Here is a 15,237-nt window from a genome sequence, read left to right as displayed (position 1 = left end):
TTCTCAATCGACATCATATCGACTGTTTTCGCCTGCCGGTCAATCGGCCGGAAGAACAATATATCACACTCCATTAACAATTGCAACACTTACTCCCTCGGATTTTTAAATCAATGAATCGAGATACACAAGGCTCCGACGGGTCCCCTTCCGGGAAGAAAACGGTTCAAGAAAATGGGAGGCCCGAAGGCCTCCCTACCTTTTTCAACTATAATCCCGTCGCCTCTGCGGTTCCTAGATGATGAGCCAATTCCTCATGAATATGTCCGTTCGTAGCTAGAACATGTCTGACTCCCAAGTGATACGGGTTGCCGAGCGTATCCGTCACACGCCCCCCGGACTCCTGAATCAGCAGCGCTCCGGCAGCCATATCCCATGCATTCAGGCCGATTTCCCAGAAGCCGCTGAGTCTACCCGCCGCCACATAAGCCATATGCAGCGCAGCCGAGCCCGCAACACGAAGATTGCGTACATAAGGGCTGACGGCTTGAACGCCCTTCAAGTTGTGGGCCAGTGCGACTTTGCGATCGGCCGGGAAGCCTGTTGCAATCAAGCTATCGCGAAGCGCGGTCTCTGACGAAACATGCATTCTTTTACCGCGAAGATAAGCGCCCTTCCCCTTCTCCGCAACAAAGAGCTCGTTGTGCACCGGGTTATACACCACGCCCACAATAACCTCGCCACGATAAGCAAGCGCGATAGATACGGAGAAGAACGGGAAGCCGTGTACGAAATTCGTCGTACCATCCAGCGGATCGATGATCCACAAATACTCCTCGTCGCTTACTTGGGCCAGCGCCGCTTTGGACGCCTCCGGCCCGGGTTCGACGCCCTCCTCGCCCAATATAGCGTGGCTTGGAAAATGCGTATGAATCAACTTCCGAATCATCAACTCCGCGCCCTTATCCACTTCCGTCACAAGATCATGCGGAGAGTACTTTGTATGTAAGGTGTTGAAATCGCCGAGTTTGCTTTGAATCCATTCTCCGGTCTTGGAGGCGGTATTAATCGCTACCGCGGTAAAGCTTTTACTTCCGACGGTGAACGTCGTATCCTGATTCAGCATGAACCATCATTCCTTTGCAATTCGTTGGGTAGCCCAAGCTAATATGTACAGTATAGAGAAAATACGTTCAAAAGGCTACGTCGTTTCGCCTAAACGTTAAGGAATTGTGTCCAAATGGAAAAACCACCCGGGACGTCACTCGCTACGGATGGTTGTCATGTTCTTGATCGGTGGTTATACGCCAACAATATGATAACCGCTGTCCACATAAATCACTTCGCCCGTAATGCCGCGGGACAGATGACTCATCAAGAACAACGCGGTATCTCCGACTTCCGCCACATCGGTCGTACGGCGCAGCGGAGCTTTCTCCTCGACGGTACGCAGGATGGAATTGAAATCCTTAATGCCCTTCGCTGCCAGCGTCCGAATCGGTCCGGCGGAAATCGCATTGACGCGAATGTTGAACTGGCCGAGGTCGTTGGCCAAATAACGTACGCTGGCTTCAAGAGCCGCTTTGGCTACGCCCATGACGTTGTAATTTTTCATCGCGCGCTCCGCGCCGAGGTACGTCATGGTCATAATGCTGCCACCTTCGGTCATCAGAGGATGAAGCCTTTGAGCGACGGCTACGAGCGAATAGGCACTGATATCGTGAGCCAGTGCGAAGCCTTCACGCGACGTGCCTACGAACAGGCCTTCCAGTTCTTCCGTTTTGGCAAAAGCGATGCTATGTACAATACCGTGCAGCACGCCGAATTGGCCGCGCAGCGACTCGGCCAGCCGGTCGATATCTTCGTCGACGGTGACGTTGCAAGGCATGATGACGGCGTTCGGAATCGTATCCGCCAGCTTGCGTACCCGTTCCTCCACCCGTTCATTTTCATATGTAAACACTAAATTTGCCCCTTGGGCGGCTAAGGACTGGGCAATGGCCCATGCGATGCTGCGGTCGTTGGCGACTCCCATGACGACGATGTTTTTCCCTGCAACCAAACTCATAAATTCCGTTCCCCTCTCTACACCAAAAATAAAGCTCGTACTCATTCTTCCTACTCAAAGTACTTCATTTCAGCTAATATTTCAAGAGCGCTTTTTGTCGGAAAATGCTGCCGCTAAAGCTCAAACGAGGCTTGCGTACGAATGGTTACGTCAGGCTCGTCCCGCACCGCAATCATGAGCTGCATCAGGGCGTCGTCTTTCATTTTCGCTTCCAGCATAACATCGAGGCGCGGCGTGACCGGGGCCACGGCGCGGAGGAAAGCGAGCAGTACCGGAGTTTCGATATAGTCGGCATGGCCGCGCGGATCTGTCTCGCTTCTCGGACTGGAGATGTGAACCTTCGGGGGCAGCTCCTCAGGCTCAGCTGCCGACTCGGGATCGCGCTGGGCTTTGCAGCCGCTCCAGGTCTGCCTGATCCGCGGCCACAGCGACTTCGCCTCTTGGCCGCAAGGATTCACTTGATCGTGGTGGATGTCCAGCACCATCGGCACCCCAACGGCTTCGGCAATCTCCAAGGTTTCAAGCGCGTTGAAGGTCTTGTCGTCGTTCTCAAGCGTAATTCTTTCGCGAATCCGTTCGGACATGGCGGCGAAATTTTGAATAAAACGGCCCCCGGCTGTTTCTTTGCTGCCGTAGGTGCCGCCGATATGAATGTTGCATTTAGCAGAGGCGTCCAGTCCCATCGCTTCCAAGACTTGTACGTGGCGCTCCAGATCGGCGTAAGATTTTTGCAGCACGTCTTTGCGCGGCGTACTGAGCACGGTAAAGTGATCCGGATGAAAACTGATCCGCATTCCATGCCGAATCGCATAACGGCCGACTTCCGCGAAATTATCGGCAAGACGACCGATCGGGTCCCAATCGCCGAGCTCCTCATGACCAATCAGGGGAATGAGCTTGGAGGAGCACCGGTACATCTCGATATCGTGAGCCCTGTTATGCTTTAGCAACCGCAGCGTATTTTGAATGTTCTCTCCGGCAATGCGTTCCAGCTTGCGCAAGGCGGCTGCGCGATCATCCAGTTTGGAGAAGTTGGCGTAGGTCATCGTTTTGGACGGGGAGGCATTCTTGACGGCCACCGACATGGCGACATAGCCGAGACGCACTAACATGCCAGTATCACGCTCCTGTTTGAAATATAGCTTACCCAACGTTGCCCGCGTTAAAAAAACGAAACACCCCTTTACCGATCCGGTAAGAGGTGTTTCCCAAAGTTATCCTTGCTCTCTGGAGCCGAAAAACATTTCGTGCGCGAGCGCCGTCTGCACGCGAGCTTCCTCATCGTTCAGCTTGCGCACAAGCTCCATCTCCACTTGCGTCACTTCTTCGCCTTGAAAGTTGATTTCCGCAATCGAGGCCAAGATCTTCACAATGGCAATCGCCCGGTTATCCGGCGTATACGCGATGACCTTCTGGCCGGTCGGAAAGACGCGGAAGCCGCTTTTGACCATTTTACCTCGGCCGTATTCCAGAAGTTCGTACAGTTCCTGCTCCGATTTGAACTTGCATACGGAATTGAACTCGGTTTGAAAACCCATTAGTCCGCTCCTTTCGCCCTAATACCTGCATGTAGCCTAAGCATAATGGATGCTTTCGGCAGAAAGCAAGTGCGGAGGAATTAGACGTCAAACGAATACTGAAGACGCTGCTTGTCGGCATGGCGCTGAAGCGCCAGCTGAATCAAATCGTCCAGCAGTTCGCCGTACGGCTTGCCGCTTTCCCGCCACAAGAGCGGGTACATACTGTAAGGGGTAAAGCCTGGCATCGTATTAATTTCATTAATGAACACCGCGCCATCTTCTTTGCGCAGGAAAAAGTCGACCCGCGACAAACCGGAACCGTCAACGGAAAGGAACGCGCGAATGGCCAGCTCGCGAATTTGGTCCGACGTCTCCCGCGGAATTTCGGCAGGAATAATCATCGACGATTTGCCGTCGATATACTTGGCTTTATAATCATAAAATTCGTTCGAGGATACGATCTCTCCTACGACGGAAGCCTGCGGTTCGTCATTGCCGAGCACCGCCACCTCAACTTCACGGGCGTTGATGAACTCCTCTACGATGACTTTACGGTCGTAAAGGAACGCCAGGTTGACCGCTTCAATCAGCTCTTCGCGCGTACGCGCCTTGCTGATCCCGACGCTCGATCCCAGGTTGGCCGGCTTCACGAAGCAAGGGTACCCGATGGACACTTCGATCTCCATGAGGAAGAAGGCGTTATCTTTCTCCCATTGCGTCTTAGTGAAATGACGGAACACGCACTGCGGCAAGCCCTCTTGCGCGAATACACGCTTCATCATCACTTTGTCCATACCGACGGAAGAAGCAAGCACCCCGGTTCCTACATAGGCGATATTGGCCATTTCGAGCAATCCTTGAATCGTGCCGTCCTCGCCGAATGTGCCATGAAGCAGCGGGAAAATGACATCGAACGGTTTACCCGCTTGGCCGGCCGTATCCGTCGCCGCTGTTGTTCGGGGTTGCGCCTGCTGAATCGAACCGAAAATCGGCTGGAGCGCAAAAGCGCCGGTCGATGCGGAGGGACCGTCGAACGTAAGCGCCTGCACCGTTTCCACCGGCCCCGTTAGTTGCGTCCCGGCGCGCCATTCGCCGGTTTTCGTTATGTAAAAGGGGGTGACCTCATATTTATTCAGGTCGAACGCCTTGATGACGGCAAGGGCGGTTTGCAAGGATACCTCATGCTCTCCCGATTTCCCCCCATAAATTAAGCCTACTCGAATTTTGTCGCTCATAAGAACCTCCGGATCGCATCTTTAAATAATGATGTAAGTGGAACCATCATGACGGGTTTCAATATAAATAATTTGCATGGTCATCGGCATAAAAGCGAAACCTAGGTAGGACGTCTTGTCTCCAAAGGCTACAACGAATCGGCAATATGGATGAAGCGATATCGCGTTCGTTCCGTCCATGCATGGGAATCGGTGTAGCTCCAATACCGGTGCTTGCTGCTTATCGTATGGGCGTTGACGAGCGGCATGCCGTTCGCGTCCTTAGCCGTGACGACGGTGCTGTGCTGGAATCGGCCGTTGCCGTCCCAGTCATAGCTGATGCAATCGCCGATGTCGAGGTCCTGCGGAGCAAAAACCTCTTGCCCGCGCAGACCGCGTCGGCTCGTCAGCAAATAAAAAGGCAAGCTGTTGGCGACGGACCAGCTGAAACTCCACAGCTCTTGTCCGCCGGCACGGCCTTTGTACCACCAGCCCGAATCCCTTTTACCAGTATAGTTCATAGGCGCTCCGCCTGCAAAGAGGCATTGAGACACATAATTGGTGCAGTCGACTTCAAACGTCAAAAAAGCGGGATTCTCTTTGTCCCACCATAAATCGGCATAAAAGGCCGCAGCATATCGATTATATACGGCCCGCGCTACGGCGTTAGGCCATTCGGGGATCATATCGCGATTCAGAAACGGAACGGAAGGCGCGCGCATGTAGTCGAAGGACGAGCCGTCGTCTTCGGCCTCAAGCCACGCGCCAGGAGCCGCAGGACGAAGACGGAGAGCCTGCTCCGTCCGCAAAGCTTCGATCCTGGAGATCGACCAGCCGTCCGAATCGGCGAGCAGGATGAGGCGCTCCTTCTCGATACGACGCTCTTCATGAACGGTTTCCCGGATTCGCCCGAACTGTGTTCGCTTCAGCGTCACTTCCGCAACCGTGTGCTCGGGCTGCTCCGAAACCCGGTCGATCACGAGCCGCGTCTCGCATTTAACCGGAACGAGCTTGCGGTCGCGGTCGCTTTCCGCGCGCCGGGTCAGCTGTATATGCTGCCGTTGCAGGAAGGCGGTGTCCTGCACGAAGGGAAGCAGCGGGTCGACGGAATAATCAAGTTCCATTTGATTCCGGTGATGTACATATTCATAAAGGGTCGTTCTCCAAGACATGGTTTCCAAACCCCTTTCCTAATAGAAGAGACTTGATAAGGCGAGCGTATGATCGTTGAACCCGAAAGTAAGCATTCATTCCCATCGTATGCCTCGAAACAAGCAAAAATGATTCAAAACAACCTTTACGAAGAGGGGCCGCAGCATGTATACTGTAAGCAAGGCTAATTTGTGAAATTAAGTTTCATAACGTGAAACTTAGCGCACGCAGCTTTATTAAAGATGATTTAAGGAGGAAATGCCATCATGTCTAACAAAGACCAATACTCGGTCCGCAAGCAGCTGAACGTAGGCAGCCAAACGTACAACTACTACAGCTTGCCGGCGTTTGAAGAGCAGGGCCACGGCAAGATCAATAACCTGCCTTTCTCCATTAAAGTGCTTCTCGAAGCGGCTATTCGTCAATTAGACGGAAAAGCGATTACGTCCGAGCACGTTAAACAAATCGCAAACTGGGCCGTGGAGCGCGACGCCAACAAAGAAATCCCGTTCATTCCCGCACGTATCGTGCTTCAGGACTTTACAGGCGTACCGGTTGTCGTTGACCTTGCGGCTATGAGAGATACAATGAAGCGCGCAGGCGGAGACCCGAAACGAATCAATCCGCTTGTACCGGTAGATCTCGTTATCGACCACTCCGTTATGGTTGATGCTTTCGGTTCGAAAGACGCTTTGGAATTCAACGAAAAAATCGAGTTCGAGCGCAATGAAGAACGCTACCGTTTCCTGCGTTGGGCGCAAACGGCGTTCGACAACTTCCGTGCGGTTCCGCCGGATACGGGGATCGTTCACCAAGTCAACTTGGAGTACTTGGCATCCGTAGCCGCTACCAAAACGGTTGACGGCGAAACGTTCGTTTATCCGGATTCCCTGGTCGGTACAGACTCACATACGACGATGATCAACGGCATTGGTGTCGTAGGTTGGGGCGTCGGCGGTATCGAAGCCGAAGCCGGCATGCTCGGACAACCTCTGTACTTCATAACGCCTGAAGTTATCGGATTCAAATTAACGGGTACGCTCGCAGAAGGCGCTACGGCGACCGACCTTGCGTTGACCGTCACGCAAATGCTCCGCAAGAAAGGCGTTGTCGGCAAGTTCGTCGAGTTCTACGGCCCTGGTTTGTCCAACATCAGCCTGGCCGACCGCGCAACCGTTGCGAACATGGCACCGGAATACGGCGCAACCATCGGTTTCTTCCCGGTTGACGCTGAATCCTTGAACTACTTGAGAAGCACAGGCCGCGACGAGAACCAAATTGCATTGGTCGAAGCTTACTATAAAGCGCAAGGCATGTTCCGCACGGACGCAACGCCGGATCCGGTATTCAGCGACGTGATCGAGCTTGACCTCGCTTCCGTCGTACCGAGCCTTGCCGGTCCGAAACGTCCGCAAGACCGCGTCGAATTGACGAACATGAAAGAATCGTTCAACAGCATCATCCGCACACCGATCGACAAAGGCGGATACGGCCTGTCGGACGAGAAAATCAGCGAAGTCGTCGAGGTACCTCATCCGAACGGCGAAGTCAGCAAAATGGGCACAGGCGCCGTCGTCATTGCGGCTATCACGTCCTGTACCAATACATCGAACCCAAGCGTAATGATCGGCGCCGGCCTCGTTGCGAAGAAAGCGGTAGCCCTTGGTTTGCGTAAACCGGGCTACGTCAAAAGCAGCTTGACGCCTGGCTCCTTGGTTGTCACCGAGTACCTGACCAAAGCGGGCTTGATCGAGCCGCTCGAAGCGCTCGGCTTCCACGTTGCCGGTTACGGCTGCGCGACTTGCATCGGGAACTCCGGTCCGCTTCCGGACGAAGTCAGCAAAGCGATCGCCGACAACGATATGACGGTAGCCGCCGTATTGTCCGGTAACCGGAACTTTGAAGGCCGCGTTCACGCGCAAGTGAAAGCCAACTACCTGGCTTCGCCGCCGCTCGTCGTTGCCTACGCAATCGCCGGTACGGTCAATATCGACTTGGCGAACGAGCCGATCGGTTACGATCAGAAGAACGAGCCGGTTTACCTGAAAGACATCTGGCCGTCTTCGCAAGAAATTCAGGAAGCGATCAAATCCGCGATGAGCCCTGAGATGTATCGTGCAAAATATGCGGATGTATTCCGTTCCAACCCGCGCTTCAACGCGATCGAAGTGCCGGAAGGCGACCTGTACTCCTGGGATGAGTCCACGTACATCGCCAACCCGCCGTTCTTCACGAATCTCAGCTCCGAGCTGAGCGACATTGCCGATATCCGCGGCGCGAAAACGTTGGCGCTGATGGGCGACTCCGTTACGACGGACCACATCTCGCCGGCCGGTAACATCAAGGTCGACAGCCCGGCAGGTAAATACCTGCTCGAGCACGGCGTGAAGAAAGAAGACTTCAACTCGTACGGCTCCCGCCGCGGTAACCATGAAGTGATGATGCGCGGTACGTTCGCGAACATCCGGATTCGGAACCAAGTGGCTCCGGGCACCGAGGGCGGCGTAACGACTTACTTGCCGACAGGCGAAGTCATGTCGATCTACGATGCTTCCATGAAATATCAAGAGCAAGGCACGAACCTTGTCGTTATTGCAGGCAAAGAGTACGGCACCGGCTCCTCCCGCGACTGGGCGGCTAAAGGTACGTTCCTCTTGGGCATCAAAGCCGTTATCGCCGAAAGCTTTGAGCGGATTCACCGCTCCAACCTCGTCGGTATGGGCGTGCTGCCGCTGCAATTCGTCGAAGGCCAAAGCTGGAAATCGCTTGGCATCACCGGCCGTGAAACGTTCGACATCGTGGGCCTCTCCAACGATGTGCAGCCGGGTCAGAAAGTAACTGTCAACGCTACGCGTGAAGACGGTACAACGTTCAGCTTCGAGACGCTTGCTCGTCTGGACAGCTACGTGGACGTGGAATACTACCGCAACGGCGGTATCCTGCAAACCGTCTTGCGTCAGATCATGGCGTAAAACGACATTAGCAAATAAAGAGGCAGCCCGATGGGCTGCCTCTTTATTATTTATACGGATAGAGCCGTGAGCTCCGATCCCTGCCAGAAAGCTATCGCAAGTTACTTCAGCATCTTCCCCATCCGCCGGGCGGTTTCCATCAGAAGCGGCGCCTGCTCCTTCATCTTCTCCACCGTCAACCGGTTGGAGGGGCCGGATACGGCCAGTGCGGCGACCAGCCGCTGGGCGCGGTCGAAGATTGGCGCGGATACGGCGGCGGCGCCGGGCTCGCGCTCCTCCACACTCGTGGCGTAGCCGAGTGTGCGCACTTCGCTCAGCTGCTGCAAATACGATTCGGAGGCCGCGGCAGGCGGCCATGTCGGATGGCGCAGCAGCGCCTGCTGCTCGTCGCTTTCGGCGAAGGCGACGAGAATTTTGCTCGACGCGCCGACGTACAGCGGCAGGCGGGCTCCGATCGGCGCGACACGGCGGATCGCCTGATTGCTCTGCACGGCCTGCACACGCACACGCTCCATGCCGTCGCGGACATACAAGCTGACCGTCTCGCCGATCTGGTCGCGAAGCCGCTCCATCTCCGGCAGCAGGATGAGCGCAGGGTCGTCGCTATGCGTCAAATTCGCCGACAGCTCCCAAATGCTGAAGCCGAGCCGATACCGCTCGGAGGCGGGGTCGCGGATAACGAAGCCTTTCCCCTCCAGGGAGGCAAGCAGCCGATGCACGGTGCTTTTATGCAGCCCGACCCGACCGGCGATCTCCGTTAGGCTTAAATCCTCCGCTTGGGTAAAACAAAGCAATATATCTAACGCACGTTCTACAGCGCGAACCGTTAATTTACCATCTTCCATCCATTTCCCACTCCCCGAAAACCGGTTTCACTAGTTGAAATCTATTATACTCCATCTTTTTATATTTTCCTACTGGGTTCTTTCTATTACAGCAAGATTACAGAATGTTAACATTTTTCGCGCAATATTGACGACATGTACGCCTCCAGCTTAATATAAAAATATAAGTATGGAGCTCCGGTTACGCAGCCCATCCCTGTCAGCTTTGCTAACAGTCATCTCCGAGAAATGGGGGGGAACCTCTTGAAACCCGACTCTTTCACACCGGTACCTCTAAATTCCGGCAGTGTTGAAATCGCTTCCAAATCATTGCCATATATCCGCCGCCGCAAAGGCTGGCTTCTTGCGCTCTTATCCGTTCTACTGCTGTTGTTCAGCCTGGGCATGGCGTTTCATGCTTATATCGCTTGGACGCTGGCGCGACCGCATATCGACCCGCTCAGCTCCAATCCTTCTGCGGCGTTCGGCGCGTCGTACGAAGACGTCACGTTCCCCAGCCTGAACGAATCGTCAGAGCTTTCCGGCTGGTATATACCTGCGGTCAGCCGTCTGGCCGGCACCGATATCCAGCGGCAAACCATCGTCTTCTCTCATGGCTACGGCGGGAACCGCGAAGAAATATGGGTCCCCCTCTATGACCTGGCCAAGGCAGCGCATCGGCTCGGCTATAGCGTCCTGATGTTCGATTACGGGTACGTGCAGCCTCAATGGAACGTCACCGGCGGACTGCGCGAATCGCAGGAACTGCTTGGCGCCGTAAAGTATGCGAAAGACCGGGGAGCCGAACGTGTGTACATATGGGGATTCTCCATGGGTGCCGGAACGGCTCTGCAAGCTTCTCTGCAATCCAAAGATATCGACGGCATGATCCTTGACAGCACGTTCGTGCTGGAGCCGGAAACGTTGTACCACAATATGAAACAAGCCGCTAATGTGCCGAAAATTTCTCAATCGCTCGTGCATATGTTTTTTCCTATCATCAACGGCGTCAGCTTGAATCAAATTCCGTACCAGAAGGTCAAAGAAACCGCCTATTCGATTCCGATCTTCTTCATCCACAGCAAGAAAGACGTCAGGGCGCCCTACGAAATGATCCAGGGCATCTTCACCAAGCAGCGCGCAGATTCCGGTTCGTCCTTGTGGCTGCTTGAGGACGACGGACACGAATTGATCTATCGGGCTCATAAGAAAACATATTTGCAAATGACGACCGGCTTCCTGAAGTCGTTGTCGACGGCGCCTGCCGACCCGATCAAATTCGGCACTTCCCGGTAATGCTGTTTAACATAACGCACAAGCCTCCTCGAATACAATAGTCTTGAAGCCCTCCGTTCGTCTATGAACGATGGGGCGACGAGGCATATCCGAGGAGGTTTTTTGTTTATGCTGTATGTGTACGGGGCTCTTATGCCTTTGCGGGTGCTGGAGGAGATCCGTTTCTGGAAAATGCAAGAGAAGGAGCACACCGTTGTCATTCGCGAACTTGTGCCGACGCTGGAGCCGCCCTATATCCAGCTGCTTGAACAATGGGAAAGCGTATTCGCCCGGACGGAAGCCGCCGCAGGTCAGTGGATCGAAGCGATCATCCGCAGCCCGGCGCACATCCCGCCCTACACGGATGCGAAAGTAAACGAGCTGCTGCAGACGTCTGCAGCGCAATCCCAGGCATTCGTCCAGCAGTTGTTCCTGCTGCTCGACAAGAGCGCGCCGGTCAAAGCGGATCCGGTCGTTCGCACGGTTGTCATGCATATTATTCGGGAATCCGAATATTTCCTCGGCGTCCTGCACGCCGTTCAGTACTTGCCGCACCCCGGCTGGAGCTTGCCGCCGCATGACGATTACGGGGACTACGGGACTCCGATTCAGCCGCTACAGCGGCCAGCGGCCGAGGAGCAGGCCGACCTTCTTCCGACCGGGCACAGAGAGCTCTTCGACGAGCCTGGCGCCGGGGCGCCGGCAACGCAAGAAGGAGCATGGTCGATGGGCCTCCGGCCAACCGGTTCCCAGAAGCCGGTGCCGATCGGCGGACATAAGCTGCCTCCCTTGCCTTACGCTTACAATGCCTTGGAGCCTTATATCGACGCCGAAACCATGAGGCTGCATCACGACAAGCATCATAAGAGTTACGTGGATGGATTGAACACTGCGGAGAAGATGCTGGCCCGCGCCCGTGAGTCCGGAGACTTCGCATTAGTGAAGCATTGGGAACGAGAGCTCGCCTTTAACGGCGCCGGCCATTACTTGCACACTATTTTCTGGAATGTCATGAAGCCCGGCGGGGGCGGCAAAGCGACCGGCCCGATCGCTGCCGAAATCAAAAAGTCGTTCGGCAGCTTCGAAGCCTTCCAGAAGCAGTTTAGTGCCGCGGCAGATAAAGTGGAAGGCGGCGGTTGGGCGATCCTTGTCTGGAGCCCGCGCAGCCACCGGTTGGAGATTTTGCAAGCGGAGAAGCATCAGAACCTGTCGCAATGGGATGTGATTCCGCTCCTGCCGCTCGACGTATGGGAGCATGCGTATTACCTCAAATACCAGAACGAGCGCGCCAAATACATCGAGGCGTGGTGGAACACCGTGAATTGGCAGCATGTGAACGAACGCTTCGCCGCCGCAAGCACGCTGCAATGGCCGCCGACTTGACGCTCAATCGAGTAGGAGGCTACCCATTAGTTGAGTAGCCGACCTCTCACACCACCGTACGTACCGTTCGGTATACGGCGGTTCAACCGCTTGAGTGCAAGTTACGAAGACGCTCGTATTGGGCAGGGAAGTCATAATACCCTGCCTGTACGAGCTTTTCGTTTGTTATGGAACGAGACAGCACTGGGCTTCCGGCCACGCGCCAGTATCCCAGACGAGTATTTCCCCACTGGTAAGCCTGCCACTCCGGTATCCCCAACTTGCGCAGGTTTTGTACCTTTGTTTTCGGCTTCTTCCATTGTTTCCAGATGTACATGCGGAATCGTCTTCTCAGCCACTCGTTCCAGCTTTGCAGAATCCGTTTCATGTCAGCCACGTAGAAGTGACCGATCCAGCCGCGAATATAGACCTTTACGTCCTCCATGACCTGTCGAACATTCCTGCCTTGACTCCGACTCGTTAGTTCTTTCAGCTTCTTCTTCGCTTTTGCGAGAGATTGTGAATGAACACGGATATATATCCCGCTTCCGTTCTTCCCCAGAGCAAAGCCAAGGAATTTGAAATGTTTCCGAGCCACTACGCTGACGACCTTGCTTTTCTGCGCATTCAGTTTGAGTTTTAGCTTGTTCTCCAAGTACGCCCTACAGGATTCCAGAAGCCGCGTTGCTGCCCGTTTGCTCTTCGCCAGCACGACGATGTCATCCGCATAGCGTATGACCACTACGCCTCGGCGTTTCATCTCCTGATCAAACTCGTTCAGGTAGATATTGGCGAGTAGCGGCGATAGCGGGCCGCCTTGCGGTGAACCTTCTTCGGTCTCACGTCGCACTCCGTTTTCCATGACTCCGCTTTTGAGATACTTCTTAATCAGATCGGTTACTCGCTTGTCACGGATTTGCTTGCGCAGCAAGTTCATCAGCAGTTCGTGGTTCAAGGTGTCGAAATACTTCGAGAGGTCGATTTCTACGGCATAGCCGTGCCCCTGCTCCGTATAAGCTTTCACGTTCTGGATCGCTTGCTGCGCACTCCGTCCGGGGCGGTAGCCATAGCTACCCTCCGAGAAAAGCGGTTCGAACAGCGGTTGCAACTGTTGGGCAATGGCTTGCTGGATCACACGGTCCACTACGGTGGGAATGCCAAGTTTTCGCACTCCGCTTCCATCCGGTTTGGGGATTTCCTTGCGCCGCACAGGGCTTGGCCTGTATCTTCCTTCCCGAATGCTTTGCAAGAGTTCGTCTCTATGTTCCCGCAACCACGGTAGTGCCGCCTCGACGGTCATTCCGTCGATTCCTGGCGCTCCGTGATTGCTTTTGACCCGCTTGTAGGCTCTGTTTAGGTTGTCCCTGCCCAGTATCCTCTCCAGCAGGTCTGTTGCACTGTCTCTTTCTCTGCTTTCCCGAGCTCCGATACTCCGCGCTCCTGCATACTCTTCGTGTTCCACACTATCCCTTTGCGGGCAGCCCTTTCGGTATTCTGCTTTCATCGTATCGGTTCTCCTTCCTGCATGTACTTGAGGCTTACGATTGTTCGGCCCTTCCCGAAAAAAAAATTTCCGGTAGTATGGCCTCTGCTGACTTCTCACAGCAAGCTTTACTCCGCCTTTCGAATGGTCTACTTGACGTCTGTGAGATCTCCCCGGGTAAGAGCGATAACTTTCCCCTCATCCATCTGCCACATCTACATGATGAGATTCGGGCAGTATTGGACTTCGCTTTGTACTGCAAGCTCGTCCGCCTCATCATGCCTTCTATGTGATTTCTGTTCGTCAGACCGAGGGTTTGCCTCCGGCTTCCTTCAGATTCCGCCTCGCGGCGGACACCCTTGCCTTTGGCTAACAGTTCCTACTGCCAAGCCTGTAGCGGACTTTCACCGCCAAGTTATCGCCCATGCCGGGCGCACAGCAAAAAGGCCTTACAAGCGGGATAGCGCTTGTAAAGCCTTTGCATCGTTCGGGTATGCTTACTAGCCCTTAATGAGCGCTAAAAACTCCGCGCGCGCCGGCGCATCGGTCCGGAACAAACCGCGTACGGCCGACGTAACCGTCTTGCTGCCCGGCTTCTTGACGCCACGGGCGCACATGCACAGATGCTCGCCTTCGACAACGACCATGCAGCCGTGCGGCTCCAGCACGTCTACGATGATGTCCGCAATCTCGGACGTAATGCGTTCCTGTACTTGCAAACGCCGCGTCACGGCCTCGACGAGCCGGGCGAATTTGCTTAGACCCGCAATTTTACCGCTCGGGATATAACCGATGTGTACTTTGCCGAAAAAAGGCGCCATATGGTGTTCGCATTGACTGTAATACACGATATCTTTTACAATGACCAGCTCTTCGTGCTTCTCGTCGAACGCAACGCCCAATATTTCTCTCGTGTCGGCATCGTAACCTGCAAAAATTTCTTCATACATCCGGGTTACCCTTGCCGGGGTATCCAGCAGCCCTTCGCGGTCTACGTCCTCGCCGATCAAACGTAAAATTTCTCGAATATGATGTTCGATTTGCTCCCGGTTGTCGGCAACCCGACCGTTCTTGTATTCTTTAGCCGGCATCGCATACTCCTCCTTCTTCGTCCGCCAGCTGCGGGGTTCAAGGGAGAATGCCCGCACGATCGTCCTTGGGGCTCAAACTAGGGACGAAACTTTTGATTTTTCATCATTTGCTGCATTTTTTGCATTTGCTTCTTATCGAGGTTGTACCCCATTTGTTTGGCCATCTGCTGCAGCATGGCAGGATCGCTCTGCATTTTCTCCAGCTGCTTGCGCAAATAGGATACACCGATGAAAAAGCCCGCCGCTCCGCCTGCAATCAAGGCGATAACGGCCGTAATCGCGTACCACATGATTTCTTCTCACCTCAGGCGTTGTTGAATGTCATCACTTCATCAT

General features: G+C 54.5%; 13 protein-coding genes. 3 read left to right on the top strand and 10 right to left on the bottom strand.

All coding sequences use genetic code 11. The annotated features are described in order from the left end of the window. Positions 1-208: 208 nt before the first annotated feature. The 6 genes from ACZ439_RS15775 to ACZ439_RS15750 form a co-directional block, all read right to left on the bottom strand. Positions 209-1,066 carry an inositol monophosphatase family protein gene (locus ACZ439_RS15775; protein WP_054800437.1) on the bottom strand — a complete coding sequence of 286 codons (858 nt, stop codon included), beginning with the start codon at positions 1,064-1,066 and terminating at the stop codon, positions 209-211. A 174-nt stretch (positions 1,067-1,240) separates the two neighbouring features. Continuing rightward, positions 1,241-2,008, bottom strand: coding sequence for an enoyl-ACP reductase FabI (fabI, locus tag ACZ439_RS15770; RefSeq protein WP_054798462.1), 768 nt, complete (start codon positions 2,006-2,008; stop codon positions 1,241-1,243). Positions 2,009-2,121: 113 nt separating this feature from the next. Continuing rightward, the gene (uvsE, locus tag ACZ439_RS15765; RefSeq protein ID WP_127609020.1) at positions 2,122-3,120 is read right to left on the bottom strand and encodes a UV DNA damage repair endonuclease UvsE; all 999 of its coding nucleotides are present in this window, start codon (positions 3,118-3,120) and stop codon (positions 2,122-2,124) included. A gap of 102 nt (positions 3,121-3,222) precedes the next feature. Beyond that, positions 3,223-3,546, bottom strand: a complete 324-nt coding sequence (locus ACZ439_RS15760) for a hypothetical protein (protein WP_054798461.1) — start codon at positions 3,544-3,546, stop codon at positions 3,223-3,225. A gap of 80 nt (positions 3,547-3,626) precedes the next feature. Then, complete coding sequence (locus ACZ439_RS15755) at positions 3,627-4,763, bottom strand: D-alanine--D-alanine ligase (protein WP_054800436.1); 1,137 nt, start codon at positions 4,761-4,763, stop codon at positions 3,627-3,629. Between the two features lie 128 nt (positions 4,764-4,891). Then, positions 4,892-5,914, bottom strand: a complete 1,023-nt coding sequence (locus ACZ439_RS15750) for an amidase domain-containing protein (RefSeq protein ID WP_201317953.1) — start codon at positions 5,912-5,914, stop codon at positions 4,892-4,894. A 246-nt stretch (positions 5,915-6,160) separates the two neighbouring features. On the opposite strand from ACZ439_RS15750, the gene acnA reads away from it, so the two are divergent. Further along, positions 6,161-8,866: an aconitate hydratase AcnA gene (gene acnA / locus ACZ439_RS15745; protein ID WP_127609017.1), complete on the top strand. Its 2,706-nt coding sequence runs from the start codon at positions 6,161-6,163 to the stop codon at positions 8,864-8,866. A gap of 101 nt (positions 8,867-8,967) precedes the next feature. On the opposite strand, the gene ACZ439_RS15740 is transcribed toward acnA, so the two are convergent. Continuing rightward, on the bottom strand, positions 8,968-9,711 hold the full coding sequence (locus tag ACZ439_RS15740; protein WP_054798460.1) for an IclR family transcriptional regulator: 744 nt from the start codon (positions 9,709-9,711) through the stop codon (positions 8,968-8,970). Between the two features lie 243 nt (positions 9,712-9,954). On the opposite strand from ACZ439_RS15740, the gene ACZ439_RS15735 reads away from it, so the two are divergent. Further along, the gene (locus ACZ439_RS15735; RefSeq protein ID WP_230876357.1) at positions 9,955-10,986 is read left to right on the top strand and encodes an alpha/beta hydrolase; all 1,032 of its coding nucleotides are present in this window, start codon (positions 9,955-9,957) and stop codon (positions 10,984-10,986) included. A gap of 108 nt (positions 10,987-11,094) precedes the next feature. Continuing rightward, positions 11,095-12,348: a Fe-Mn family superoxide dismutase gene (locus tag ACZ439_RS15730; RefSeq protein WP_054798463.1), complete on the top strand. Its 1,254-nt coding sequence runs from the start codon at positions 11,095-11,097 to the stop codon at positions 12,346-12,348. Positions 12,349-12,430: 82 nt separating this feature from the next. Here ACZ439_RS15730 and ltrA read toward each other — a convergent pair whose 3' ends face one another. The 3 genes from ltrA to ACZ439_RS15715 form a co-directional block, all read right to left on the bottom strand. Next, a complete protein-coding gene (gene ltrA / locus ACZ439_RS15725; protein ID WP_054798696.1) occupies positions 12,431-13,831 on the bottom strand; it encodes a group II intron reverse transcriptase/maturase in 1,401 nt (466 codons plus the stop codon). Positions 13,832-14,310: 479 nt separating this feature from the next. Further along, entirely contained in the window at positions 14,311-14,901 is a 591-nt protein-coding gene (gene folE / locus ACZ439_RS15720) for a GTP cyclohydrolase I FolE (RefSeq protein ID WP_464619889.1), read from the bottom strand. A 77-nt stretch (positions 14,902-14,978) separates the two neighbouring features. After that, positions 14,979-15,191, bottom strand: a complete 213-nt coding sequence (locus ACZ439_RS15715) for a YneF family protein (RefSeq protein ID WP_464619888.1) — start codon at positions 15,189-15,191, stop codon at positions 14,979-14,981. Between the last annotated feature and the right edge of the window lie 46 nt (positions 15,192-15,237).

The organism is Paenibacillus sp. JCM 9796 (assembly GCF_055379675.1).
The sequence above is the reverse complement of the archived record's forward strand: the minus strand, read 5'-3'. Positions and strand labels throughout refer to the sequence as shown.